The sequence below is a fragment of the Bacillus shivajii genome (genome assembly GCF_020519665.1).
GTDB classification, from domain to species: Bacteria; Bacillota; Bacilli; order Bacillales; family Salisediminibacteriaceae; genus Bacillus_CA; species Bacillus_CA shivajii.
Genome location: NZ_CP084703.1, coordinates 839033 through 865247, shown reverse-complemented (window position 1 = coordinate 865247; position 26215 = coordinate 839033). Strand labels below are relative to the sequence as shown.

Here is a 26215-nt window from a genome sequence, read left to right as displayed (position 1 = left end):
GGGGTTCACACAAAATATATGTATGTAACTCGCTCTTCTCATCTTCCAAGCTTTTATGATAGCTTGCAGGAATTGGCACAGTACTTTTACGACATTTCATACGTAAAAATCCGCTGCCGAGACTTCATTGGGCCATGTCCCTCTGTCTCTCTGGATAAGAAGATTATTATTTTTTGTTTTTTGTTGGTAATGGGTATCTTACATCTGCAAAAACAATGTGTCAATATCGACTTTTCGGAAAATAGTGATTAAAATGAATTTATCTTACATTTTGAAAACGCAATCATTACTGATTCATCAATAATATTTAGTGTTCCGAATTTTTTATAAAAAATTTTTTTTTATGGAATGCTTGTCGTTCATTGAATGCTCAAGGTCGTATCGATTTTTATACGATCCATTAACTACTTAGATTCGTGTATTCTCCCTACTTTTTAACCAATACCGAATCCCTTTGCCAGCATAAGGCTCATCTTTATATCTAGGAATCACATGCATATGAGCATGAGGAATCGACTGACCACCTACTTCTTCACAATTCCAGCCAACGTTATAACCGTCAGGATGATATTCTTCATCTAGTTTTCTTTTTACTTCGCGGAGCAAATCGTATGTTGCTTTCCATTCTGCTCCCGTTAAGTCAAAGACTGTTTGACGATGCTCTTTCGGGATAATGAGTCCTGAACCGATTAACACTTCTTGTGGCATTTGTAAAAATAAACAATACTCATTTTCGTACACAACTTTTTGCCCCGTATACTCATAAAAATGGCACAAAGAACATTGTTCCACGTTAATCCCTCCTAACCAGTATATGGGATCGGTTCATTTATCTCGATTAAGTTCCCGTCAGGGTCTCTAAAGTGAGCAACACGAATCCCCCAATCTGGTCGATCAACCGGCTCAAGATCAAGACTAACTCCATTCTTCTTCAACGAGTATGCTGATTCATCCACATTGTCTACGCGAAAGATAAGGACAATGCGATCCATTTGTTGTGCTTCTAGAGGTCGATCGCTTTTTCCAACTGCATCAGCCATCATTTTCCGACCAAAAATCGCAAGTAAATGTCCACCCGTTTGAAACTGAGCGTAATTTGTGTTTTCGTCCCCCCAATCGACTTCAAACCCTAAAGTATCTTTATAAAACTTAAAACAAGTCTCATAATCTTTTACTAATAAACGTGTATGTGTGAATTGCATTCCCTCACTCCTTTCATCAATCGATTCGACATAACGATAGATTTTCCTATATAATTTTGGAACAATATGTTTTAAAGGAGGAAAAGATGAAAGTAAAAGTATTAGCATACATTACAAGACGCAACAGAGAACAGCTTGAGCTTCTCGTGCATGACCATAAAGACATACCAGAAGCAGGAATCCAAGTACCGGGCGGGACCGTCGAAGAAGGAGAAAAAATTGAAGATGCACTCTTTCGAGAAATTGAAGAAGAGTCAGGACTAAAACGGAGTAAGTTACATCTCCAAAGAAAAGTCGGCGTCTTCTACTACACTCACCCGGAAAAACAGGAATTACACGAACGCCATGTTTTTGTTTTACACATACAAGGAGAGCATTTACAAAGCTGGGCACATCACGTAACAGGTGGCGGTGAAGACGAAGGACTAGTATTCAAATATAGGTGGGAAGCCGTTCACTCCCTTCCACAATTAGCAGGACAGCAAGGAGATTACCTTTCCTTAATTAGGAAGTATTCATGAATATGATCGAAGGTTGTTCATGAATTACTAGAAAGAACAGTTTCAGCGCTTCTCTACTAGGCAAAACATTCTATGAAATATAGGCGATTACCCACTCATGTTGTCATAAACCTACATATCGTACAACGAGGGTTTACAACAGCGATTTCTACTACCCTTCCTCAATAAAATAACAGTATGGAGGTATTTCTTTGTCTTCTTTTGATCCTGAGAAGTTAACAGTAAAGACCATTCCCCCAGCAGATTTCTATCAACCACTTTTAGGTAGAAAATACACATTGACTCATTCTGATATAACTGGAGAATTATTTTTAGATATCGGATATATTTACAATACTGAAGCGATTGATTAGAAAATGCGAGATGAAGTTATAGCATCATGGCAAATAGACAACCATTGCCGTTACTATTTAGTAGGGGTTGCTAACGTTGATGGTGGTGAGTTTAGCGAAGAGGAGGCTCAAATTCGTTATCGTATTTTCAAAAGAGAAATGGATACGGCACTTAAAGGGATGATTTTAGGTGACCTCCCGTTCTTCACTAACTATCCATCGTTACTTGATTCACCGATTTATATCATCTTTCACTCCACTTTTGAGCCGTATCGCCATACTTTCTATTATGGGACTCCAAGAATGTACTTGAACAAAAATTCTAATATACTTCGTAATCATGCTTAAGGTTCCTCATTAATATAAGGTTTCTCTTGGTAAAAATAGTTTGGTGTCATCATCACATCGTTGTATTCTTTATGAAAAATATGTGTGGCAGCTGGAGAAACTGGTGGAATAAGCCACGTCCAATCGCCGGTCAGTCTCCTATCTGCCTCTCCTTCTTTTTTCTCGAACTGACGGAATTGTTCAGCCGCAGTATGATGATCGACGATGCTTACTCCTTGCTGTTGAAACGAATGAAGAACAGCTCGATTAAGCTCTACAAGCGCTCGATCTTTCCATAGCCACGAATTCTTTCTTGTATCAAGACCAAAAACAGACGCAACTTTCGGTAGCATATTGTACCGATCTTCATCAGCTAAGTTTCTAGCGCCAATTTCTGTTCCCATATACCAACCGTTAAAAGGAGCAGCAGGGTATTCAATCCCACCAATTTCTAACATCATGTCTGAAATAATGGGTACCCCATACCATTTTACGTTCAAATCTTTAAAGGCGTTGTTTTCAGGATGATCGATTTCAACTTCGAGAATGATCTCTTTGGGAGCCTTCCTCCAATCGGGTTTACCGCCATTCATTTGGACAACATGTGGTAGAAAATCATAATTTGTTTTTTCACCTTCCCACCCTAACTGTTCACAAACTTGAGTAAACCGTGTCGACCATGAATCACCGATGACACCATCCTCTGTTTCATAGCCTGCATATCGGATAAGCTGATGGTTCCAAATTCGAACTGGGTCATGCCCTTTATTCCTCGGTGGAAAAATTGTAATTGTCGGTCGAATTTTTCCATTGTTTGTCGCGTACTTAATATGATGGTGCAATGCATCAAATACCTCATCTGCCTCCGTAACATCTCTAGCATCAATGACATGAAGGGTATCCCAAAAGAGACGTCCAATGCATTTGTTACTATTTCTCCACGCCATTTTGGCACCATGAGATAACTCATCAAACGTGTGTTGATAAGTGCCAGTCTCATCGATTTCTTCATTAATTTCTTTAAGGCGTTGTTCTTCCCTTTCTTCCATTCCTAACTCTTTATAACATTGTGTTATAAACACTTTTGCCTTCTCATACAAGCTAGTCATCATTTGTCTCCATTCGTAAATTTCTTATGTGTTCATCCCTCAATTAAGTTCTAATCAATTTCCAAACACTTCAAGGCGTCTGGCACCTGGAAATAACCTGGAATTAATTTTCTATTTATCATTAGTCTCTTCAACTGTTTTATAAAACTCAGATGGCTTATATACAATCTGATAACCAGGTTCGATTTCATAATCAACCATTTTCTTTAAAGCTAGACCTTTTTCATTGAATGCTTTCTCTCTCTCACGCCCGTTTTCACTATATGCCTCTTTCCCTAAGTCGATAAAGCTTCCGTATTCAAGCGCCCACTCCATTAACATCACTTTTACATGTTCAGGTAACGGAAACATTTCTAGGTCAAGGTTGCTTTTACAATGCATACACCAAAATGGGTCTGCTGCATAGTCTGCTTCCATTATTACTTCGTCGATTTCACAATCACAATTCTCACAGTAAACCATCATTCTTATCCCCTTTTACTAGCTTTTACTAAAAATTAATCGGATGACTTCATACCCGTCTGAATGAGCTCCATTCAACTGGCTTGTCATAGCTGGATATTTTATTGGAATTACTGCGATTATAAACATGATTACATTCAAATATCCAGTCCAAAAGAATAAAACAGATAAAAAGGAGTCACTGTCTACAAAATTAGCCATAAAAAGAAAAAAACAAGCAGCAACGAAAGAAAAGATAGGGCCAAGCAAAAAGAATAATAAAGTCGTTTGTTTTGACCACTCATCTTCTGACATCACCACAGCACAAGATCCCCCTGTCGACCATTGAAAATGAACATGACAACGACCGATCCTTATTGTTTCTTCATTTTCTGGCGTTCGTGGTCCAACAAAAATATGAACATCCTTCTTTGTCGTTAATAAAACCCCCACTGCATGACCAAACTCATGAATAAAGACAGACAAAGGAAACCCAACAAGAATAAATAAAACAACCATAAATGTCGTTTCCAAACTCATCAGCTACACCCCTTCTTTCTACATATCCTCCCCTCAAAACTTCCTAAAATATCCAGGTACCAACCACCTGGAATAAGTTGGTAAAAACCTAAAGAAAACTCGGCGATTGCCGAGCCTTTTGGCGAAGATAGAGCCGTAGTTGCACTTATACTTCAAACGTAAAAATTTTTACTACGTTGAGTACCTTCATAGCTAAAATTTTATAGATTCTTAACGTGAAAAAAAGACCAAGTTCGTTTTGAACTTGGTTAATATATATATAACAATAAGGGGAAATTGACTTAAAAACTTACCTAGGGTTAATTGGATGGATTACTTTGCTGCAAATACAGATGAGGCAATTTGATAGATGAGTCCAGATTGAATATTCAACCCGTGAGTCCCCCACCTATTTAGAACATCAATATTCGGATCGGCTCTATTAATCATCTCATCGGCATACTCTTCTAGTGGCTTATACCGATGCCATTTCTTCCATAAGTAGGGCTTTTCCCAAAGTTCCTCTTCAAACAATTCATAAATGAATTGGACCGAGCCTTTAATTTCATTGTCTTGCACCCATAACGGTCCATAAATGTGTAAGATCGGCTCACCTGCTTCATTTAATGTTGAGTGAATAAAACAGATCGGCTTTTGGAATTTCACTGCTAAACGAAAAATTGAACTCGGTGCCTTTTGGCTTTTGGACATAAATTTCACTTTAAAAGGACTTACTTCTTCATCAAAACCAACTTTATCATCTAAATAGAAAAAAACATTTTCATTTTTTGAAATTAATGATTCAACTTTTGGGTCATGAAAAACTCCGTCAGATGCTAGGTCATCAACATGGAACTTTTGTTGATATGTCACCCATTGTTCTTCGACCGTTTCTTCTGGATCTGTAATTAAATACAGATACCGATCTTTTTCTCTTAATTTTTTGCCAACTTCTAATGGAGCATAACGGTCATGCCCATAATGAAAAGAAACAAAGATCGCACCTAAATCTAACAATTGATTAAGGTTCGCTGAGTCTTTAACCTCTTTAAATCCTTCGAAAACTTCAGGATCCTTCATGTATACTTTTTGAATCTGATTATGAATCCGATAGCGAATCCAAATATCTACCAGCGTCTCATAATCGAGCTTTTGCCGTTGAGAAAGAGTGGTAGACATATATGACAGGGTCAATAAATGGTCATCAAATAACCCATGGTGAAAATCTTGCTGAACTTGACTTTTCATTATTTCGTATAAATCATCATGCAGAATTTTTTCGTCTATTACCATCTTGCACCCTCCCTATTATTATTGCGTCGTAGAAAACGATCTGAAAGTACCTTGTTTTTTCTGTTTTTTCCAATTATAGTAATTATCAAAACGTAGATTTAAAACAACTCAACAAGCAACTTCCTTTATGCTTAAGAAAATCATATCACGGGAGACAGAAGAAAAAACCTTTTGCAGTTTCTGCAAAAGTCCTTGAAACTAAGGAAACAATCCTACCTTCTATTAACATCTTTTATTAAGTTCCTAAAACATTTATTAAGCATTCTTCTTCACTTTCACGTATAATTAGCTATTGTAGAATCAATTCAAAATATATTTTTTTCTACCTAAATATAATTCCGAAGGAGGGAGAAGTTTTGCATATAGGTAATAGATTGAAGAAAATCCGTAAATTAAATCGCGTTTCTCAACTAAACCTTTGTAAAGGGATCGTCTCAACATCGCATTATAGTAACATTGAAAGTGGACGATATGTCCCCTCTACCGATATACTAGAATCAATCGCACAAAGGTTACAAGTTCCTACCAGTTATTTACTGAACGTTCATGAACATTCTCCTGAATTGGACAAACTGCTAGCAGAGTACGAGGAACTAATCGAAAGCGACTTAAAAGAAGCTAAGGCTTTTGTAGAAAAACAGAAAAAGAAGTTCGAATACATTCCTTCAATCTATCAGGAAGCAGAGTATCTTTTACTAAAGTGTTTACATGACATTAAACTTCTTAACCTTAAAGAAGCTGAGAAGTCTTATGAGGAGATTAAGTTTTACATCCAAGAAGATGAGTTAGAGTCCTACAACCATAAACTTAAATTCAAGTATACTTATGTATCTGGCCTTCTCATATATGAAAAAAGGAATTACATTGAAAGCTATCATTACTTTAGCAAGGCCTCCATGTATACAGAAGATGAAGGGAAACGAGTAAAGATTATATTTAATTTAGGTCTTATTTGTTATTACCTTTACAACCTGACAAAAGCTTTAGAATACGTACAATCTGCACGGACTATGTATCTCGAACATCATAAGTGGAGAGAAACTGTAGAATGTTATATTTTACAGGGAATGATTCTAAACGAAATGCAAAATTACGAAGAAGCTGAGAAGGTCCTTCAAAGAGGCTTTAACCTTGCAGAGGAAAAGAAACTTGATGCAAATAAAGCTAAAATATTGCATAACTTAGGAAACACTTGTGCTAATAATTGTGAATTTGAAAAAAGCCTAAATTACTATAAATCTAGTATCAAAATAAAGAAAACCTCAGATCCCAATAACATTTTCGTTACATACTATACTTTAGCAAAAGTCTATTTTAATATGAGTGACTTTCACAGTCTAAAAAAATTATTATTAGAAGTAAAAGAAATAAGCACAGACGAATTTGAGTTATACCGAATTAAATTAATAGAAGCAAAAATGGAGTATTTATTATTAAATTATGATGTATATGAAAAGTATATGAAAGAGGCAATTGAATACTTTTATAAAAAGAAATTTTTCATTGATATCGAGGGTGAGTGTAAGCATTTAAGTGATTATTATTATGAACAAAAGAAATATAAATCCGCTCACTATTATTTAAGTTTAGAACTAGATACTATAAAAAAAATTTATAAGGAGCCAAGAGTATGAAAAAACTTATCAGTAAACTACTATTATTATCTGCATTTTCTCTTTTATTTGTCAGTACACCAACCGAAAGTATTTCTTCTCCTCACGACGGTGACGCACCGCGTCCACACACAATCAGCTATGATGATTTAGGTTAATCACTGAAAGCCCCGAAAAGACATTGTCTTTCGGGGCTTTCCCCTTTCTATAATCACCTTTATATCTTCTTGTCACAATCTTCATTGTAACGACATCACTTAACTAAAAATAACACGTTGGGTCCTACACCTTCTCCCCATACAAATTCAATTTATAACCTATATTCAATACGATACAAAAAAGGTCTTTATATTCTTCTCCACCACTCAATCACGTTCTTTATTCTTAAATCATACTTTATACAAGAAGACTATCAATAAGGTTGTGAGTGTTATGCCAGTTTCTGTTGTCTTTAATCAAATTAATGTAAACTCAGTTGGCCCAAACTCTTCGATCGCCTCTGGCCAAAATAACCAAGTCGATTGGGCCCTTGAAGGAAAAGTATTAATGTCAGGTGGAATTCAAGTTGGGGTTACATTTAATACGAATGTTGTAAACACCGTTATTGATCCAGACGGATTTGACTTGTTCCAAATTCAACCCGAGTTTGCTAACCCAATTCCAAATGTACAATTCTAGGAGGCTATATGAATCCAAAACCACCAAAAAACATTATGTTCGATTCGATCAATGTTCAATCTGTGTCAGCATGTTCGGGAATTTTCATTGGGGAGAACTTACAAATTGAATGGGGAATTGAAGGAAAAACCAATACTGCAGCAGGTTCCATGGTTGGGGATTGTAATATCATGGCTCACGTCGTGAATGTCATTTATGATAACGACTATATTGACTCATCCATCTTTGTAGGAGGAGGCGGGGATGAAAATTGGAATGGTTTGGGGGATTGGGACAACGAAAATAATGGAAATAACAATCCAAGTATAGAGAAAAAAGCAGCCCGTCAAGGACCGCCTCCAACTTATTTCTTTTGATCATTTATAGAAACGTTTTGATGAGAAGAGTTTTGTTCCATTTGGTGTTCTAACATTTCTTGAACAACGGCTGGAAGTTCATCTGTATTGCTATTTGTCAGAACATCAATGACATCTGGATCAGATAAAATGGAACGAAGACCTTCCAACGAGTTATGATCACCACTAATCGATCCAAAACCTTGATTATGCTTTTTATGACTTTGGAAGTTAGCAGGATAATTGTTTCCCATATTTAAACATGATGCTCCTTCAATCGTCCCAATCCTTATATTTCCAATAAAAAAATTCGGTGAAAGAAACGTCATTGAATCACCTCTAATCATTGTCAGTCAGAAAAAAATCAAACGTATCTGGATCCATCACTAAATGCCGGTTATTCACAGCAATATTTACATCACCACTTGTCGTTCCCATTCCCTCATTTATCTTACGTGTACTTTTATATGAGATTTGAATATTATCGCCTGCATATACGCCAGACGAATTCATGATTTGCTTAATCGATAAGTCATCGAAGGTAATTCTAACCAAGTAAAAACAACCTCCTCTCCACCAAAATGTAGATTTATTAAAATAGGAGTGGCCAAACAATGTTATTTAATTTATGGAAGATGTTTAACCCTCTTCAAAACGGAGGGTTTAATCCTTTACAACAAAAAGATCAACAAGGTTTTGACCCAACGAATCTTTTTGGAAAAAATGCTCAAGGTATGCCTTTTGACCCTAAAATGTTTGAACAGAGCGAGTTAATCAATGACTATGTGGAAAATATTATAAAAAATTCACTCCCATATCAAAACGAAAACCGTGAAGCTGAAACACATGAGAACGAAGAATCAAACGAACCGTTTCATACATCTGCATCGATTCCATACAAAGTATTCGAAATGCATGATTACATGATTGTTCGAATTTCGCTTCCTTCAGAATCAAGTGTTGACGATATTAGCCTATCGATCGTTCATCATCGCTTAATCGTGAGAGGGCACCCTTTTCAAGAAGAAATTACGATTACATTACCTGAAGTTCCTAGTCAAAAAAGGGTTGCAGCGAAATATAAAGATCATATCATTGAAGTCCGCCTCAAAAAAAGACGAAACGAGACACCTAATCCAATTCCGATCCGTTTTGATTAGTCAGTTTTACTCATGGTCAAATGTAATATCAACATGCTTTTCTTGATGGACTTTCGGTACTTTAAGTACTAAAAGTCCATTTTTAAAATGAGCAAATATTTGATCTGGATTAAATGAAAATGGTATATGAATAGCTCTTTTGAAATTCCCATAATAGCGTTCACTAATTTTTAATTCTTCTTTCGGGACCGGATATGGATAAGGGATATGCCCAACTAAAATTAACTGATTTCCTGAGACATTTACTTGTATGTGATTTTGCGACTCCAACCCTGGAAGTTCCACAATAATGACCCCTTCAGATCCCGTTTCGAAAAAGTCAATAAATGGTCCTCGTCTCGGGACAACCTTCATAATATCATTCCAAAAGTCTTCCCCTAGCACGCCTTCCACTTTTTCTTGCATGTTTTCCCAATCCATTGTATTTCCATCATTAATCGTTTTTTTCACAAATGGATCTTTCTTACTCACAAAACCACCTCCTCAAGGGTACGTATAGACACCTTATACCCACTATATGCGAAACATACAGTATTTAGAAGAAAGGTGATGCATTCATAACTGTTATGAATACTTTTAGATACATGTACGTATTTTTGTACTAAATGGCTTTGTACAATGAGGTGTTGTTATGACAGAAAACCATAAACCAAATGATAGGATCCAAGCTCTCGAACAACAAATTGCCCGACTACAGGAAACATTACAACAAAAAGAAAAAGTCGATGTTTACATTGAAATTCATCACTTAAATTTAGAACACTTCGACTTAGCAGACCTATCATTCAGACTAGATAGCCTTGACATAAAAGAATTAAGTGGAACGTTAAACCTAGGAAACAACTTCAGTAGACCTTCTCACCAAGAGAATGTAAAGAAAAATAATGATGAAAAATCGGATGGAACAATCGTTTTATTTGATAATAAACATATACCACATACTTGGAAAAAATAGTTCTCTAGTTGGTATAACTTTTTGAGGATTGATAAACTTCGAATGCCGAACGAACACCTGATTCAACCGCTCCTTCAATCCATGCAGGATGAGTAGAGGTATGCTCACCTGCAAAATGGATTTTGCCTTCTGGTGCCGAAATATATGGATAGATCTGAGTCATATCCTCATTTTTAAAAGCAGCTAAATCTCCAGCAATGTAAGGCTGCTGTCTCCAACTAAAAGAATAGCCTGTTACAAACTCTTTATATACAACATCGCCATGAATCTTCGCTAAATTATTTAGTAAAAATTTTATACGGTCTTCCTCTGATTGGCTATCCCATAGTAATGTATCAGACCCTAATGTATAACTTCCTGTTATGACCGCAGGCCCTGGGTCACCAAGTCCTTGACTAGGATAGTACGTAAACCTGCTAGGAAGGTCCGTCACTGTATGCCCGCCAAAAAGCCCTTGTTTTTCCCAAAAACGACTTCTAAACTCCATGCCTATTCGTGTTGCAGGGATATAGCGAAGGTCGCGGATCGCTTTCCATTTTTTTCGAGAAAATGCCTCCCGCGGTTGAATATCCACTAATTGCAATGCGGAAAAAGGAAGTGTAATGATCGCATAATCCCCATGTAATACTGACTCCTCTAACGCGTTTTGATCTTGTGTAAATACAGTTACAGAATTTGGATCACGTTTTATCTTAGTAACCTTTTGTTTAAGACGTACTTCATCTTCTAATTGAGTTAGAAGATGATATGGGAGTTGGTCATTTCCGCCTTCAATTTCATAAAATTCGATATCCGGTTCAAGCCAAGGTCTAAATGCACGTGCAATGTGCATAATATTATACTCTGAAAAACCATGTATCCCAAAAAGTGTTTTTACTTTCTCCTTAGCTCCTGATGATAATTGTTGTTGATACGGGTTTCGAAGTAGAAAAGAGTCAAAGGTATATGGATCAAGAAATGAATAGATCGGTTGTGGTGTATAGCGAGTTAGTAATGGAAGTATTGGAGTAAAAATTTCATCTAAAAAATCTCTTACAGTTTTCCCCTTTTCACGTGGATCTAACGGATAGCCAAACATATCTGGATTCTGCTGATAATACCAAAGTCGCGTTTTAATTCCATTTACATACATCATGTCATTCGGGGTAGCGTTTATGAAAGGATGTATCTTTAAGCCCAACTTTTTAATATATTCCCACACTAAATAATGTGTATGAGGAATGCGCATAGCTCCAGCCTCAAAGTAAAGTCCGTCTGAGAAAGGTTTCCTTACCGTGAATACACGACCTCCCACTCTATCATCAGCTTCTAAAACAACCACATTGTGTCCAGCTCCTTTTAACAAGGAAGCCGCTACAAGCCCTGAGACTCCTGCCCCTATAATGATTACTTTTTTCGGATTATTTGTTTTCCCCAATCCATACCGAATGATTGAAAGCATCCGATCAATAGTCAATTCGCTTGACAATTAGACCCCCTCCAATCCTCATAAACAACATCCCTTATAAACATATATATATAATAAATGTAATACCATGATTTTTTTCCATATTTTTCATAATAATTATTATTTAACTAAAAAACCTCACGCTGTGAGGTTTTTAAAAGCAGTTATTTAACGATATAACTGATATGAGAATAAAAAGAAAAGGATTTCCTTTCTGAATTCTTTTTTTAAATGTTAGATTACATGCATCGAAAAATTCTCCTTAAACAGTTTTCACCTTTAATAATTGTGTGAATTGTTCACTAGGGATCGGTGCACTAAAGAAAAACCCTTGAACCTCATGACATTGTCGTTCCTTTAAAAATTGGAAGTGGTCTTCTGTTTCTACTCCTTCAGCTAGGACTCTTAAACCTAATTTTCTTGTAAGAGCAATAATCATTGATAAGATTTCTTTTGCTTTAGGGTCAGAATCCATATCATGAAGAAAAGATTTATCAATTTTTAATATATCAATCGGTAAGTCTTTAAGGTAATTCAATGAAGAATAACCTGTTCCAAAATCATCTAAAGCAATTTTCACACCCATTGATCGAAGCTGCTCTAACGTTCGAATCGCTACATCGTTTTTTTCTAAAATCACTGTTTCTGTAATTTCTAATATTAAATTATTTGGATCCAACTCTGTTTCTTTTAAAACTTCTGTTACGACCTGTACTAAATCATCTTGATAAAATTGTTCTACAGACAAATTAACAGAGACGGATTTTAACAAGCTCCCATCATTTAACCACTTTTTTTGTTGTTTACAAGCCTCTTTAAGCACCCAGTTTCCAATCGGAACGATTAACCCTGTTTCTTCTGCTACAGGAATAAAATCAGCTGGAGAGATATGTCCTAAAACTGGATTTTTCCATCGGAGCAGTGCTTCAGAACCGATAATTTGACCAGTTTCGTTATCTAACTGTGGTTGATAATAAAGAGTAAAATCATTATTTTCTAATGCAAAACGTAACTGGCTTTCAAGCTCCATTTTTCGGTCCATTTCATGGCTCATTTCGTATGTAAAGGACTGGTACTGACTATGGTTACTTTTCTTAGAATAACGAAGGGCAACATTCGCATTTTTCATTAATTCCTCAACAGTCTCGCCGTGCTCCGGGTACATGCTGAGACCTACACTTAACCCCATATGAAAGTCATGGTTCTTTAAATAAATAGGGGGTTCAAAGATCTCAAGCAGCCGTTGAACGTGATGATTTGCCTCATTGGCTTTCGTATTGTTTAAAATAATGACAAATTCATCTCCACTGATCCGAAACACATGATCAAAATATGAGGATAAACGTATCGCAATGAGTTTTAACAAGTCATCACCATAAGTTCTTCCCAACGTATCATTTACATATTTAAATCGATTCACATCAATATACAAGAATGCAAGTGGTTGATCTTTTTGTTCTTTTAATATAGCTTGAAAGTACTCCACAAGTTTCCAATGATTTGGAACTTGTGTCAGCTTGTCGTAATATGCTAAGTGGTAAATCCTTTCTTCGGATTTTTTACGGTCTGATATATCTCTCGACACATATAGATATTGACCTACTTCCCCATTTTCTTCAAAAATTGGAGAGAGAGATCCTTCTAAATATAGCCATTTTCCTTGTCGATTTCTAAAACGATAGGAAACTTTTTGTGGCTCATTTGTTTCTTTTAACTTTTCAAATGATTTCCAAGCACGAGTCACATCCTCTGGATGCATATGCTCATATCCAAGTGTACCTAAAAGCTCATCCGGAGAATATCCTAAATACTTCTCATGAGAGGGGGATGTGTATACATACGCTCCCTTCGAATCGAGGATCCCTACAAAGTCCGTTACATTTTCAGTAATTAACCGATATTTTCTTTCACTTTCGTAAAGTTTTTCTTCCGTTTTCTTCCGCTCTATCGCAACAGCTGCCAGATGAGAAAACGTTAGAAGAAGCTGCAAATCATAATCAGTAGGCTTTTTTGACTCACGATAATATAAAGCAAACGTCCCTAACACATTTCTCTCAGATGATAAAACCGGTATTGAGAAGCAAGCTTTTAACCCGTAAGACAATGGTAGAGAACGGTAATCTCTAAAAAGTGGATCGGTTGCAATATTTTCTACAATCACATTTCTTTTATAAAAAGCCGCAGTCCCACAAGATCCAACGTTGCTTCCAATATCAATGCCATTAACCGCTTTGACATATTCTTCATCAAGGTTAGGAGCGACCGCATTTTCTAACTGATTCGTTTTCTCATTATAAATAAGAATGGAACATACCGAATAAGGTACAAACCCTTCAATGACAAAAGTAATTCGTTCTAACACCCTTCTATATGACTGACCTGTTGCAATCATCTCGAGAATATTATTTTGTGCCTGTAATAAGTCTGTATTCTCTGTGCTTTTATTCATATCAAGTACTTTCCTTTCGTTTGAATACAAATAAAAACACACCCGTTTATTAGGATGTGTTTCCCCTAAAACGGCACCTGGCTGGCTTGACTGTAAAGTTTTAGCCCCTATAGTTTTGCGTCCCCTCATTTCTGAAGGTTTGCCCTGATCGTTTTATTTCTTTGTTTTGATAATCATACATACTACCTGGATCAAAATACCTATATCTGTATAATAACATATATAAAGGAAAGTTTAATAGACGATTTACAATTTATTTCTAAAACTGTCACTTGTTTTGCTAAAGCGATTTAGGTCACAACGTGCTTAGGCAGTACTCGTTAAAATAGTTTTATAGGAAGTTATTATATATAACAAGAAATGAGGTTTTAAACATGGGCTGCGAAAACCATCATGGTCACCTTGATAGCTGTATCCATTCCGTCCCAGTATTTGAAGGTATGAGCGATAGTGAACTCCAACTAATTAAAGAAGCGAAGAACAGCCGAAAATATAAAAAAGGGGAGTACATATTCAGAGAAGGCGATCCTTCAGAATCTCTTTACATCATTCATCAAGGTTTAATAAAGCTTTCGAAGATTTCACAGGATGGAAAAGAACAGATCATCCGGTTACTTTTCCCTGGGGATTTCTTTGGAGAATTTGCACTCGTGCATAATAAAAACCATTATGCTAACGCTGAAGTACTTCAGGATACAGTTGTTTGTACAGTTGAAAAACAAGGGTTTATCAGAACGATGGAACTCAACCCGAATATGACTCTGCGCTTTATAGATACATTAAATGATCGCATATTTTATGCAGACGAGTGGGTTAGCTCTATGAGTTTATTAGAAGTTGACCAGCGTCTAGCACGTGTACTATTGCTTTTTAACGAAAAAGTAAACCCGGACAATGATACATTTTCCCTTCCTATCTCAAAAAAAGATACCGCTTCATTAATAGGAACGACACCGGAAACATTAAGCAGGAAACTCGTCCAGTTCGTATCCCAGCAAATGATCAAATTACACGGTCGTAATGAGATTGAAATTATCAATCGCGAAAAACTTGAAGCATTCGCTGGAAGATACGATTGTTGAATGTTACAAACGATTACTCACCTGTTTTATTAAAAAGTTTCGTACATCATTGGCTTGTAATGGTTTACTAAAATAAAAGCCTTGAACAACGTCGCACGAAGAGTTTTTTACATAATCGAGCTGTTTTGCTGTTTCAACTCCTTCAACAACAACTTTTAAATCAAGGTCATGAGCTAACATCGTTATCGCATTTGTGAGGGCTTTACTACTTGGGTTCGTTTCAATGTCAGCGATAAATGAACGATCAATTTTCAAATGATCAACAGGCAAATTTCTTAAATAACTTAAGGAAGAATAACCTGTACCAAAATCATCAATTGAAATCCGAACACCAAGTTCCCTTAATTGATGTAACGTTAATACAACAGATTTCACATCATGTATAAACATACTTTCCGTTATTTCTAGTTCCAATGAATGAGGTTGGACCTTTGTTTTTCGGAGCATATCCTTGAGTTTTTCTACTAATCCTTTTTGAAAAATTTGCTGTGCTGAAAGATTGACTGACACTCGTAACGAAGAGTAACCTTCTTTTTCCCACTCTTTTATCTGATTACAAGCCGTTTGTAACACCCAGTCTCCAATAGGAATAATTAGCCCAGTTTCTTCTGCAATTGGAATAAAGTCAGCAGGTGAAATCATTCCTAGGTCAGGGTGATCCCAGCGAATTAATGCTTCAAACGCTGTTGCTTTATTGAGAGTCAAATCTAATTGTGGTTGGTAAACGAGTGTAAACTCATCATTTTCCAGTGCTCTTTGTAAACTATTTTCAATTAATAATCGTTCAAATGCACCTGCGTTCATTTCTACCTCTGCTTTTTTTATTTTGTTCTTTCCGCTTTTTTTCGCTCGGTACATTGCTGAGTCTGCATTTGTCACTAACGTTTCATGATCATCTCCATCGTATGGATATAAGCTTATTCCAACACTAGTTGTCATATAAACCTCTGTTTGTTTTAATGAAAATGGTGTACGAAAGGCTTCAATGATTTTGTTAGCGATTCTCTCAGCTTCTTTTTCAGAGCGTAAATCGTTTAATAAACATACAAATTCGTCTCCACCATTTCTCGCAATTAAATGCCTATGATCAAGTGTTTTCCTTAACCGTTCCGTTACTTGTTTTAGCAATGAATCACCAGCGGAATGGCCAAGTGTGTCGTTAACAAATTTAAATCGGTCGAGGTCTAGAAATAATACCGCAAATAAAGAATCTTGATTTTTTGCAGACTTTAATAACTTTTCCATTTCTTGTTCGAGTGTATGACGATTCGGGAGTTGCGTTAATGGATCAACACCACATTGCTGACAAGGTGATAACAAAATCACGGATTGACGAACTCGACCATCAGCATCTTCGATTGGATTAACTTGAATCCACTGTAAAACTGTTCCGCCATTTTTTCTTTTGAGGGAAACTTCTCGGTGACCTTTTTCTATTAATTGACCTCTACCTGAAAAAAACTCCGCTACGTTCCTTCCTATTAACTCATTTTTTGAATAACTACTAACCTTAAGAAACTCATCATTAGCATATTGCACATCTCCTCGCCTATTTATGATTAACACTCCAGATGAAAGCTGATCAAATGCTTTTTTCCAATTATCTTTATTTGTCTGATACATGTCCATCGTTAAACACCTCTTTATAGTGAAGCATACCTCATCTAAAAAATGCTTCCTTGATTTATATCAATGTTTTCTTATGTATTCACTGTAATAATGGCATTAACAACAAAGAGGAGTGATAATAGATGGATCTATTTACATTTGATGATATGAAGAAAATAAAAAGAAAAGATTTAGGCAACTCCGTACCATTGGAACTCTTTCGTTCCGTTAGATTAATAGGAATGTATCAAGGACTTCCTATGAAAGGAAAAAGTACAACATTGACGATCGGAAGAAAAATCGGTGGAAGTTTACCGGTTCAATCAATTGAAGATACGTTAGACATGTTTAAGACATTAGAAATTGGAATTCCAAGAGTAATTGAAAAAAATGATAACGAAGTCCATGTTGCGATAAAAGATTGCTTTTGCGAAGGGCTTCCAGTTCATGAAGGGAACATGGTTTGTGACTTAGAGGGGGCCATTTTAGAAGGAGCATTATCGAATATTTATCAAGGACAAGTAAATGTTCGAGAAGTGAAATGCAATGTTAACGGTGATAACAATTGTGAGTACAAAATAAAATTTTTGTAAAATGAATGAATTTCATAACTCAAAATAAGATGGGAAATTCCGAATGAAGAGCGTGAACTCCACTTCAGACGGACGCTTTCCCGAGGGCTTGTCTTCAGCTAACTTAGGCTCGACAATTCTTCGCCTAAGTGGATCTTCAGACTGCGTTGACCCTCTGGGAGTCGCCGTCTTTTGTTACGTTCACTTCTAAACAAAACTTGGCTTATCGTTAAAGAGATTCTTAGTACTCTTCACCTGCGACGAGTAACCGCAGGAGCACTGTTTATCTGCGACGAGTAACCGCAGGAGCACTGTTTATCTGCGACGAGTAACCGCAGGAGCACTGTTTATCTGCGACGAGTAACCGCAGGAGCACCGAGCATTCGCTTCTCCGAATATTCTTCGAGCTGCCTCGACGCATCATCTTCCAAGAAGTGCTTGAAGAGGAAGAGGCACTTATCTATCGACAATAAATTTATAAATTATGATAGTACAAATAAAACGTACATTTAATGAAAAAATTATAATTTCATTCGTTTCATTGCGAAAAAAACGTAATTATGAAATTGATTCAAATAATAAACATAACTTTCTAGAAATCATCGATATTTGCCACAATATATTCACCTTTAATAGAGTTCAAGTATGATTGTTTTATCATTAAGCTACAATATTTACTAATGAAAGCCTTATCATTGTTTGCTATAATTGAACATACTTTCAATATATAGGTGATCGTATGGAAAATGATAAGTTAACAAAAGCGATTGAAGCAGCTAAACTTTACTATTTATTAGATTACAATCAATCTGAGGTTGCAAAAGAATTAGGTGTATCACGCCCAACGGTTTCTAGGCTTCTTCAAATAGCAAAAGAAGAAGGTATCGTTCAAATTAATATTAATGATCCTTCCGAAGACTTTAATAACTTAACAACAAAACTTGAACAAAAGTTCAATTTAAAAAAAGCAATTGTTTCTCCTGTTCCACAGTACGAAGATAACGTGATAAAAAAGTATTTAGGAGAAACAGCTGCCAACTTTTTACACAGAATTGTTCAAGACGGGGACATTATCGGGGTAACATGGGGGTCGACACTTTATCACACATCTGTCGCTCTTAAGGAAAAAGCGTTAAAGGATGTCAAAGTTGTCCAATTAAAAGGTGGGGTTAGTCACTCTGAGACCAACAACTATATGAGTGAAATCCTTTACCTATTTGGTAAAGCCTATCACACAACACCCCACCACCTTCCTTTACCTGCGATTGTCGACCACGTTGTCGTAAAACAAGCGATGGAAGCCGATCGGCATATTAAACAAATTTTAGATCTTGGTCGCCAAGCAAATATTGCTTTATTTACTATCGGACCAACAAAATCTGAATCATTGTTGTTTCAGTTAGGGTACTTTACTGATGAAGAAATGACTGCCATCCAGTCAACAGCAGCTGGTGATATATGTTCACGTTTTTTCGATCTTAAAGGGCGATTATGCCATGAGCAATTAAACAACCGAACATTAGGAATTGAGCTTGATGAACTTAAAAAAAAGGATTATTCCGTTTTAATTGCCGGAGGCTCCCAAAAAATAAAGGGCATTCAAGGGGCATTGCACGGCGGTTATGCAAACGTTTTAGTGACAGATCAATTTACAGCTAAATTTTTACTAGATTCATAACAAATAAATAGCCTTCTTTCGTAAAGGTGATTGACTTCAAATGAGTCAATCACTTTTTTACATTTGTACAAAAGGTTACGGAACAAAAGTGCAAAATAATTAGACTTTTTCGATTTAATTCGACATTAAATTTAAAAATACGACAAATAAAGCGATAGAACAACTCTTTTCGGCTTTGGTAATATATTCTATTAAACATTTGTTCAATAAAGCGTTTACAAAAGTTCTTACAATCTGTTATATTAAGTATGTACTGATCATGATCATGAAAATTTTAAGTGAAAGACAAGAAAATTTGAAAACACTTTCATTTTAGAATAAACCTATTAAACTATTGAGGTGAACAACATGAATATTATTTGGGGTATCTTTGGTATTTTTACAGTATTTTTCGTCGCGTTTTTATTTTCTAGCAATCGTAAAGCGATTAAACCTAGAACAGTTCTAGGTGGTTTAGCGATTCAAATCACTTTCGCATTCATCGTCTTAAAATGGGAAACTGGGAAAGAAGCCTTACAGCAACTTGCTTTAGGGGTTACTCAAATTATCAATTATACAAATGAAGGAATTGATTTCTTATTTGGTGGATTATTTGAAGCTGAAAATGTTGGCTTTATTTTTGCATTCCAAGTATTACCTGTCGTTATTTTCTTCTCTGCATTAATTTCTGTTCTTTATTATATTGGAGTTATGCAATTTGTTATCAAAATTCTAGGTGGCTTACTTTCGAAGCTCTTAGGTACTAGTAAAGCAGAATCATTATCTGCAGCTGCAAACATTTTCGTAGGGCAAACAGAAGCGCCTTTAGTTGTAAAACCGTATTTAAACAAAATGACAAGGTCTGAAATTTTTGCCGTCATGACTGGAGGATTAGCCTCTGTTGCTGGTTCTGTTTTAATTGGATATTCATTATTAGGAGTACCACTCGAATATTTACTAGCTGCTAGTTTTATGGCTGCTCCAGCTGGATTAATCATTGCAAAAATTATGGTACCTGAAACAGAAGTGTCCGAGACATCTGATGAGCTGAAGATGGAAAAGGATACAGAGTCAACAAACGTCATCGATGCTGCTGCACGAGGTGCAAGTACTGGACTACAGTTAGCATTGAATATTGGTGCAATGCTTCTTGCATTCATCGCGTTAATCGCGTTAATGAATGGTATTTTAGGAGCTGTTGGCGGCGTATTCGGTTTTGAAGGGTTAACTCTTGAAATGATTTTAGGAATCATCTTTGCACCGCTTGCTTTTGCCATTGGAGTACCTTGGGCTGAGGCAGTTCAAGCTGGTGGATTTATTGGTCAAAAGTTAATTTTAAATGAATTTGTTGCTTATGCATCATTTGCACCATCAATTGATGAGCTTTCTCCAAAAGCTGTAGTTGTTATTAGTTTTGCACTTTGTGGTTTTGCAAACGTATCTTCTATGGGTATTTTACTTGGTGGATTAGGGAACCTTGCACCAAATAAACGTCCAATCATTGCAAAACTTGGTCTTAAAGCTGTATTAGCAGGTATGTTAGCATCCCTATTAAGTGCATCCATTGCAGGAATGCTATTTTAATAACAAACATTCAGAGAATCTTTTTCTCTATGAATTCTAAAAAAAGTTATCATTGAAAGGGTAGATGAAATTGACAAATTTAGCGAAAATGATTGATCACACAGCGTTAAAAGCAGAAACGACCAAAGAACAAATTGAAGCACTATGTGCTGAGGCAAACGAATACAAATTTGCATCTGTATGTGTAAATCCTACTTGGGTTGAAACTGCAGCTGAATTATTAAAAGGTTCTGGAGTAGACGTTTGTACAGTTATTGGCTTTCCTTTAGGCGCAAACACTCCTGAAGTCAAAGCCTTTGAGACGACAGACGCTATTAACAAAGGTGCAACAGAAGTCGATATGGTCATTAATATTGCAGCATTAAAGGCTGGAAATGACGAGCTTGTTGAGCGTGATATTCGTGCCGTTGTTGAAGCAGCAAAAGGTAAAGCATTAACGAAAGTCATTTTCGAAACGTGCCTTCTAACAGACGAAGAAAAAGAGCGTGCTTGTCGTTTATCTGTAAAAGCAGGGGCTGACTTTGTAAAAACATCTACTGGTTTTTCAACGGGTGGAGCAACAGTTGAAGATATTGCACTAATGAGAAAGGTTGTTGGACCTGAAATCGGTGTAAAAGCATCTGGTGGCGTTAGAAGTCTAGCTGATGCAAAAGCAATGAGTGAAGCAGGAGCAACTCGAATTGGTGCTAGTTCTGGGGTTTCCATTGTAAACGGAGAAACATCAACTTCTGACTATTAATTCATTGAGTTCTAACTAATTGCGAAAAGGGTGTGGGAAAGGCTTTAAAGAACCTTTCCACACCCTTTAAAAGTCTCTATATCATCAACTAATTAGTTAGATGTCATAAATCAATTCTGAAGGTGGAGATAAATATGAAAAAAGAAGCATTAGTTAAAGAAGCAATCGTTGCTAGAGAGCGTGCATATACTCCTTATTCAACCTTTAAAGTTGGGGCTGCTCTATTGACGAAAGATGGAGAAGTTTTTCATGGATGTAATGTTGAAAATGCTGCTTATAGTATGTGTAACTGTGGAGAGCGTACCGCATTATTCAGTGCATACGCAAAAGGAGAAAGAGAATTTTCAGCTTTAGCCGTTGTCGCTGATACTAATCGTCCCGTTCCCCCATGTGGAGCATGTAGACAAGTTATTACTGAACTTTGTGAACCAAATATGATCATTTATTTAGCAAATTTAAATGGTGACATCAAAGAAATCACCGTGAGCGAGCTTTTACCAGCTGCCTTTTCTAAAGAAGATTTAATGTAAATAGCTATACTGATACAAATTAAATCTTGTTACCATTCGCTACAGCCCGCTCGCTTTCCGCGGACGATCCACGAGCCTCCTCGGCTCTTCGCAGGATTTCAAGATGGTATGCATGAGCCTGTGGGGTCTCGTTTGGCTCGTTTCTTCCGCTGGAGTCTTGCGGGCCTTTGCTCATTCAATCAAAGAACATCACTTTTTTCTGCAGCCATAGTGCAAAGTCTTTTGCTTAAAAGTCTAACCAGAAAATAACTTGTTTTAAAAATTGGGTGGCACCCCTTGCTAATTTTACATAATAAGATCCCCCTAGAGCTCATAAGCTCTAGGGGGCTTTTTCTAAACGAAGGTTTTAAACGACTTCTTTTTTCAATTGGCTATAGAAAAGGTCTGCATAAAATCCATTTTCATCCAGTAACTCTTCATGAGAACCACTTTCTATGATTTTTCCTTCATTTAACACAATAATTTTATCTGCTTGTTGAATCGTATTTAGACGGTGCGCAATGACGAAGCTTGTGCGACCTTTCATAAGGCGTTGCAGTGCTTCTTGAATTTTAATCTCTGTCACTGTATCAATACTACTCGTTGCTTCGTCTAAAATTAAAATGGCTGGGTTTGCTAAGATCGCCCGTGCAATCGAAAGAAGCTGTTTTTGACCTTGGCTAATTCCTCCACCTTCTGCATTAATTTTCGTATCATATCCATCAGGCATTCGAGTAACGAACGTATGAGCATTTGCTAGTTTCGCAGCTTCTTCAACTTCTTCATCCGTTGCGTCTAACCTTCCATATCGAATGTTTTCGCGAATCGTTCCTTCGAATAAAAAGGAATCTTGTAAGACAAACGCCATATGTTTTCGAATACTTTCTCGTTTTAACTCTCCAATATTTTGACCGTCGATTGTAATTTGCCCATCTGTCGGATCGTAAAAACGAGATAATAAGTTTAATAACGTTGTTTTCCCTGCACCCGTTGGTCCAACAAAAGCAACGGTCTCCCCTTTTTGAACATTGAAGTCGATATCTTGAACCGTATCCCCATCTCCTTCATAAGAGAATGACACATGTTCGAAAGCAACTTCGCCCTCAACATGATCAAGTTCCTTCATGCCATCTTCATCAGAAAGTTCTCCTTTTTCATCCATAATTTGAAATACGCGCTCTGCTCCAGCAATTGCGGATAACAGTGTATTAAATTGGTTCGCTAAGTCATTTAACGGGCGAGTAAATTGCCTCGCATATTCGACGAAAATGACAATAACCCCGACACTTATTTGGCCGTTAAGAACAAGAATACCGCCGACTCCAGCGATTATGGCAAAACTTAAGTTGTTAAGCATATTCATCAATTTCGGAATAAATCCAGATATCGTTTGCGCCCAAAAACCTGATGTGCGTAATCTCTTATTCTTCTCTTTAAACTCACGAATTACTTTTTCTTCTTGAGAAAACGTTTTGACAATTCGCTGGCCAGACATCGTTTCTTGTATATAGCCATTTATGTTTCCGAGATTTTTTTGTTGCTCTTTAAATAGTTTACTCGTTCGCTTCGTGATCCACTTTAAGCCTAGAAACATCGTTGGGATAATCAGCACAGTAATGAGTGTTAATAATGGACTGAGCCAAAGCATGACAGATAATGTCCCAATGAGCGTTAATAAGCTTGCAAAAATTTGAATAACCGAGCTATTTAACGTATTACTTACATTTTCAATATCATTTGTTACCCGGCTCATGATATCGCCTTGCTGACGCTTATCAAAAAATGGGATCGGCAGTTTATGCAAGTGATGAAACAATTCAGTTCGCAAGGTATAGACCGTTTTTTGCGCCACCCGAATCATCCAAAAATGCTGTAAAAAAACAGACAATGAATGGAGAAGGTAAATCGCTGCTAATAAGACAATCATTAATTGCAGGCCACTTAAATCTTGCTCCATAACAAAATGGTCAATTGAAAAACCGACAACGAGTGGACCTAGTAAAGCAAAGGCTGAACTTAAGAAAATCATAATTAAGACGAGAGTAAGCCTTCCTTTACTTTCTGATAAGTATTTCCAAATCCGCTTTAACGTTGCTGCCCAGTTTTCTGCTCGTGGCTTTTTTTTATTATTCTCGTCACCGCCACTCTCATGTTCATCGAAAATTTCTATTTTTTCATGTTGGAAAGGTTTAATAAGATTTTTAAACATCGTGCACCTTCTCCTTTCCAAACTGAGATTCATAGATTTGCTGATACAGATCTGAATGCTGTAAGAGCTCCTCATGGTTTCCTTTGGCGATAATCTCACCGTTTTCTAATAAAAGAATTGTATCTGCACGCATCGTCGTACTCATTTTTTGTGTAATCATCAGTGTTGTACATTGATATTGTTTTAACGCATCAAGTAGTTTTGCTTCTGTTTTTACGTCAAGCGCGCTCGTACTATCATCTAAGAGTAAAACAGATGGTTTTCTTACGAGTGCTCGAGCGATTGAAATACGTTGCTTTTGACCACCTGATAAATTCACACCACGCTGGCCAAGAATCGTCTCATATTGATCTGGCAATCCATCAACCGTCTCATGAATTTGCGCGTGTTTCGCTGCTTCTTGAATTTCTTCTAATGTCGCATTTTCTTTTCCCCATGATATGTTTTCTTTAATCGAACCAGTAAACAAGAGCGCCTCTTGTGGAACATAGCCGATTCTTTTCCGTAAGTCATCCAGCTTCATCGTTGAAATGTCTGTATGATCAAAATAGATTTTTCCATCATCGACATCGTAAAGCCTTGGGATAAGCTGGAATAACGACGTTTTTCCCGAACCAGTCGCTCCAAGAAGGGCTATCCTCTCTCCTGGTTTTGCTTCAAAGCTTATGTTTTGCAAAACAGGTGTCGTCGTTCCTGGGTACTTAAAGTTGACTGAATCAAAAGTGATTTTTCCTTCATTTGAATGTTTCGATAAAGCTCCCTTTCCATCCACTAGATCGACTTCCGTTTCAAGTACATCTGAAATACGCTCAGCTGATGCTTTTGCGCGAGAAAAAATCATCACAATCATTGAGAAAACAGATAAAACACCTGTCATTCTAGTAATATAGTTAACAATCGCTACGATTTCCCCAACCGATGCCCCTCCTGTATTTAAATTGACAGTCCCAAACCAAAGGACACCGATAATACTAACGTTCATCACAAGCAAGATGATTGGCATCGTTGTTTCGATAACACGTAATGCAGAAACTGTGCGGTTACGTAGATCTTCACTTTCATTGGTAAACCGCTTTCCTTCATGATGTCTTCTTAAGAATGCTTTAATTAGACGAATCCCCATTAAGTTTTCCTGTACGACCCCATTTACTTTATCAAGCTTCTGTTGAACAGCTTTAAAGAGACGTCCAGCCTTACTCATGACCCAAATGAGAAAGCCAACAAGTAAAGGAACAGAGATTGCAAGAATAAGAGCAAGCTGCCAATTGACAATCAGTGCCATAATCACTGAGCCTATAACAAGTAATGGTGCTCGAAGCATGATGCGCAAACTCATAAAAATCGTATTTTGTATCTGAGTTACATCGTGTGTCATCCGCGTAATTAATGAAGATGTCGGATGCTCTGTAAAATTAGAAAAACTAAATGATTGCACTTTTCCAAAGAGCTTGCTTCTTAAATCAAAACCCGTATTTTGACTAACATGCGCGGCATAAAACGAGTTCGTAATTCCTGCAGCGAATGCGATGAGTGCAAAGCTTACAAGTATTCCTCCCCACATGAGGACAACACTCATGTCACCAGCTAAAACACCATCATCAATAATTCTCGCCATGATAAGTGGTTGAACGAGTTCTACCCCTAATTCAATTAATGTTAAAAATAAGGCAATAAAAACCGGTAATTTGTACGGCCCTAAAAACGAAAATACTCTCTTCATGTTCGATCCCCCAAAGATGATTCACTCTATGACAACTATGAGCCTCGAGCTTTTAATATTATTTAATGATGACAAGTACGAAGTTTTCACTAGTGTTAATTTTCAGACATCTACGTGTGAGCCACTTCAACACTCGATAATGTCAATGATAAAC

At 36.7% G+C, this 26215-nt stretch carries 27 protein-coding genes, 1 pseudogene and 2 riboswitches; of the genes and pseudogenes, 14 read left to right on the top strand and 14 right to left on the bottom strand.

Annotated features, from left to right (window positions below):
• Nucleotides 1-35: 35 nt before the first annotated feature.
• Nucleotides 36-161: riboswitch (SAM riboswitch) on the bottom strand.
• Nucleotides 162-408: 247 nt separating this feature from the next.
• Complete coding sequence (locus LGQ02_RS04160; RefSeq protein ID WP_226516972.1) at nucleotides 409-792, bottom strand: HIT family protein; 384 nt, start codon at nucleotides 790-792, stop codon at nucleotides 409-411.
• Between the two features lie 11 nt (nucleotides 793-803).
• The gene (locus LGQ02_RS04155) at nucleotides 804-1202 is read right to left on the bottom strand and encodes a VOC family protein (RefSeq protein ID WP_226516971.1); all 399 of its coding nucleotides are present in this window, start codon (nucleotides 1200-1202) and stop codon (nucleotides 804-806) included.
• 86 nt (nucleotides 1203-1288) lie between these two features.
• Between LGQ02_RS04155 and LGQ02_RS04150 the strand changes: the two genes are divergently transcribed.
• Both LGQ02_RS04150 and LGQ02_RS04145 read left to right on the top strand, forming a co-directional pair.
• A complete protein-coding gene (locus tag LGQ02_RS04150) occupies nucleotides 1289-1723 on the top strand; it encodes an NUDIX hydrolase (RefSeq protein ID WP_226516970.1) in 435 nt (144 codons plus the stop codon).
• 191 nt (nucleotides 1724-1914) lie between these two features.
• A pseudogene (locus LGQ02_RS04145) lies at nucleotides 1915-2403 on the top strand (staygreen family protein).
• Here the strand turns inward: LGQ02_RS04145 and LGQ02_RS04140 are convergent.
• From LGQ02_RS04140 to LGQ02_RS04125, 4 genes are all read right to left on the bottom strand, one after another.
• Nucleotides 2400-3491 carry a nitric oxide synthase oxygenase gene (locus tag LGQ02_RS04140; RefSeq protein ID WP_264184020.1) on the bottom strand — a complete coding sequence of 364 codons (1092 nt, stop codon included), beginning with the start codon at nucleotides 3489-3491 and terminating at the stop codon, nucleotides 2400-2402. The pseudogene LGQ02_RS04145 and the gene LGQ02_RS04140 sit on opposite strands and share 4 nt — an antisense overlap.
• A 111-nt stretch (nucleotides 3492-3602) precedes the next feature.
• Complete coding sequence (locus tag LGQ02_RS04135) at nucleotides 3603-3956, bottom strand: hypothetical protein (protein WP_226516968.1); 354 nt, start codon at nucleotides 3954-3956, stop codon at nucleotides 3603-3605.
• Nucleotides 3957-3971: 15 nt separating this feature from the next.
• Nucleotides 3972-4472, bottom strand: coding sequence for a hypothetical protein (locus tag LGQ02_RS04130; protein WP_226516967.1), 501 nt, complete (start codon nucleotides 4470-4472; stop codon nucleotides 3972-3974).
• A gap of 312 nt (nucleotides 4473-4784) precedes the next feature.
• Nucleotides 4785-5744 carry a hypothetical protein gene (locus LGQ02_RS04125; protein WP_226516966.1) on the bottom strand — a complete coding sequence of 320 codons (960 nt, stop codon included), beginning with the start codon at nucleotides 5742-5744 and terminating at the stop codon, nucleotides 4785-4787.
• Between the two features lie 356 nt (nucleotides 5745-6100).
• Here LGQ02_RS04125 and LGQ02_RS04120 point away from each other — a divergent pair, with 356 nt between their 5' ends.
• The 4 genes from LGQ02_RS04120 to LGQ02_RS04105 all read left to right on the top strand — a co-directional run bounded on the left by LGQ02_RS04120 (nucleotide 6101) and on the right by LGQ02_RS04105 (nucleotide 8391).
• Nucleotides 6101-7378, top strand: coding sequence for a helix-turn-helix domain-containing protein (locus LGQ02_RS04120; protein ID WP_226516965.1), 1278 nt, complete (start codon nucleotides 6101-6103; stop codon nucleotides 7376-7378).
• On the top strand, nucleotides 7375-7515 hold the full coding sequence (locus LGQ02_RS04115) for a hypothetical protein (protein ID WP_226516964.1): 141 nt from the start codon (nucleotides 7375-7377) through the stop codon (nucleotides 7513-7515). Before LGQ02_RS04120 ends, LGQ02_RS04115 begins: the two co-directional genes overlap by 4 nt.
• Nucleotides 7516-7789: 274 nt before the next feature.
• Nucleotides 7790-8035, top strand: a complete 246-nt coding sequence (locus LGQ02_RS04110) for a hypothetical protein (RefSeq protein WP_226516963.1) — start codon at nucleotides 7790-7792, stop codon at nucleotides 8033-8035.
• Between the two features lie 8 nt (nucleotides 8036-8043).
• Nucleotides 8044-8391, top strand: coding sequence for a hypothetical protein (locus tag LGQ02_RS04105; protein WP_226516962.1), 348 nt, complete (start codon nucleotides 8044-8046; stop codon nucleotides 8389-8391).
• Here the strand turns inward: LGQ02_RS04105 and LGQ02_RS04100 are convergent.
• The gene (locus LGQ02_RS04100) at nucleotides 8379-8699 is read right to left on the bottom strand and encodes a hypothetical protein (protein WP_226516961.1); all 321 of its coding nucleotides are present in this window, start codon (nucleotides 8697-8699) and stop codon (nucleotides 8379-8381) included. The genes LGQ02_RS04105 and LGQ02_RS04100 overlap by 13 nt on opposite strands.
• 10 nt (nucleotides 8700-8709) lie before the next feature.
• On the bottom strand, nucleotides 8710-8925 hold the full coding sequence (locus LGQ02_RS04095; RefSeq protein ID WP_226516960.1) for a hypothetical protein: 216 nt from the start codon (nucleotides 8923-8925) through the stop codon (nucleotides 8710-8712).
• A 59-nt stretch (nucleotides 8926-8984) separates the two neighbouring features.
• Here LGQ02_RS04095 and LGQ02_RS04090 point away from each other — a divergent pair, with 59 nt between their 5' ends.
• The gene (locus LGQ02_RS04090; protein WP_226516959.1) at nucleotides 8985-9530 is read left to right on the top strand and encodes an Hsp20/alpha crystallin family protein; all 546 of its coding nucleotides are present in this window, start codon (nucleotides 8985-8987) and stop codon (nucleotides 9528-9530) included.
• 6 nt (nucleotides 9531-9536) lie between these two features.
• Here the strand turns inward: LGQ02_RS04090 and LGQ02_RS04085 are convergent, their stop codons facing one another.
• Nucleotides 9537-10001, bottom strand: coding sequence for an Hsp20/alpha crystallin family protein (locus LGQ02_RS04085; RefSeq protein WP_226516958.1), 465 nt, complete (start codon nucleotides 9999-10001; stop codon nucleotides 9537-9539).
• A gap of 160 nt (nucleotides 10002-10161) precedes the next feature.
• Here LGQ02_RS04085 and LGQ02_RS04080 point away from each other — a divergent pair, with 160 nt between their 5' ends.
• Nucleotides 10162-10485 (top strand): hypothetical protein, encoded by a 324-nt coding sequence (locus LGQ02_RS04080; RefSeq protein WP_226516957.1) that lies wholly within the window; start codon nucleotides 10162-10164, stop codon nucleotides 10483-10485.
• Nucleotides 10486-10489: 4 nt separating this feature from the next.
• On the opposite strand, the gene LGQ02_RS04075 is transcribed toward LGQ02_RS04080, so the two are convergent.
• Nucleotides 10490-11953 (bottom strand): flavin monoamine oxidase family protein, encoded by a 1464-nt coding sequence (locus LGQ02_RS04075; protein WP_226516956.1) that lies wholly within the window; start codon nucleotides 11951-11953, stop codon nucleotides 10490-10492.
• A gap of 241 nt (nucleotides 11954-12194) precedes the next feature.
• Nucleotides 12195-14381, bottom strand: coding sequence for a sensor domain-containing phosphodiesterase (locus tag LGQ02_RS04070; protein WP_226516955.1), 2187 nt, complete (start codon nucleotides 14379-14381; stop codon nucleotides 12195-12197).
• Between the two features lie 69 nt (nucleotides 14382-14450).
• Nucleotides 14451-14535, bottom strand: a riboswitch (cyclic di-GMP riboswitch).
• 220 nt (nucleotides 14536-14755) lie between these two features.
• Here LGQ02_RS04070 and LGQ02_RS04065 point away from each other — a divergent pair.
• Nucleotides 14756-15463, top strand: a complete 708-nt coding sequence (locus tag LGQ02_RS04065) for a Crp/Fnr family transcriptional regulator (RefSeq protein ID WP_226516954.1) — start codon at nucleotides 14756-14758, stop codon at nucleotides 15461-15463.
• Between the two features lie 3 nt (nucleotides 15464-15466).
• Here LGQ02_RS04065 and LGQ02_RS04060 read toward each other — a convergent pair whose 3' ends face one another.
• Nucleotides 15467-17092, bottom strand: a complete 1626-nt coding sequence (locus LGQ02_RS04060; protein WP_226516953.1) for a sensor domain-containing protein — start codon at nucleotides 17090-17092, stop codon at nucleotides 15467-15469.
• 122 nt (nucleotides 17093-17214) lie between these two features.
• On the opposite strand from LGQ02_RS04060, the gene LGQ02_RS04055 reads away from it, so the two are divergent.
• The 5 genes from LGQ02_RS04055 to LGQ02_RS04035 all read left to right on the top strand — a co-directional run bounded on the left by LGQ02_RS04055 (nucleotide 17215) and on the right by LGQ02_RS04035 (nucleotide 22153).
• On the top strand, nucleotides 17215-17664 hold the full coding sequence (locus LGQ02_RS04055; RefSeq protein WP_226516952.1) for a V4R domain-containing protein: 450 nt from the start codon (nucleotides 17215-17217) through the stop codon (nucleotides 17662-17664).
• Between the two features lie 718 nt (nucleotides 17665-18382).
• Complete coding sequence (locus LGQ02_RS04050) at nucleotides 18383-19321, top strand: DNA-binding transcriptional repressor DeoR (RefSeq protein ID WP_226516951.1); 939 nt, start codon at nucleotides 18383-18385, stop codon at nucleotides 19319-19321.
• A gap of 348 nt (nucleotides 19322-19669) precedes the next feature.
• A complete protein-coding gene (locus LGQ02_RS04045) occupies nucleotides 19670-20884 on the top strand; it encodes a NupC/NupG family nucleoside CNT transporter (RefSeq protein WP_226516950.1) in 1215 nt (404 codons plus the stop codon).
• Nucleotides 20885-20972: 88 nt separating this feature from the next.
• A complete protein-coding gene (gene deoC, locus LGQ02_RS04040; protein ID WP_226518214.1) occupies nucleotides 20973-21623 on the top strand; it encodes a deoxyribose-phosphate aldolase in 651 nt (216 codons plus the stop codon).
• Nucleotides 21624-21757: 134 nt separating this feature from the next.
• Nucleotides 21758-22153, top strand: coding sequence for a cytidine deaminase (locus tag LGQ02_RS04035; protein ID WP_226516949.1), 396 nt, complete (start codon nucleotides 21758-21760; stop codon nucleotides 22151-22153).
• Between the two features lie 346 nt (nucleotides 22154-22499).
• On the opposite strand, the gene LGQ02_RS04030 is transcribed toward LGQ02_RS04035, so the two are convergent.
• Together LGQ02_RS04030 and LGQ02_RS04025 are read right to left on the bottom strand one after the other, a co-directional pair.
• Nucleotides 22500-24341 carry an ABC transporter ATP-binding protein gene (locus tag LGQ02_RS04030; RefSeq protein ID WP_226516948.1) on the bottom strand — a complete coding sequence of 614 codons (1842 nt, stop codon included), beginning with the start codon at nucleotides 24339-24341 and terminating at the stop codon, nucleotides 22500-22502.
• Nucleotides 24334-26061 carry an ABC transporter ATP-binding protein gene (locus LGQ02_RS04025; protein WP_226516947.1) on the bottom strand — a complete coding sequence of 576 codons (1728 nt, stop codon included), beginning with the start codon at nucleotides 26059-26061 and terminating at the stop codon, nucleotides 24334-24336. Before LGQ02_RS04025 ends, LGQ02_RS04030 begins: the two co-directional genes overlap by 8 nt.
• Nucleotides 26062-26215 lie beyond the last annotated feature (154 nt).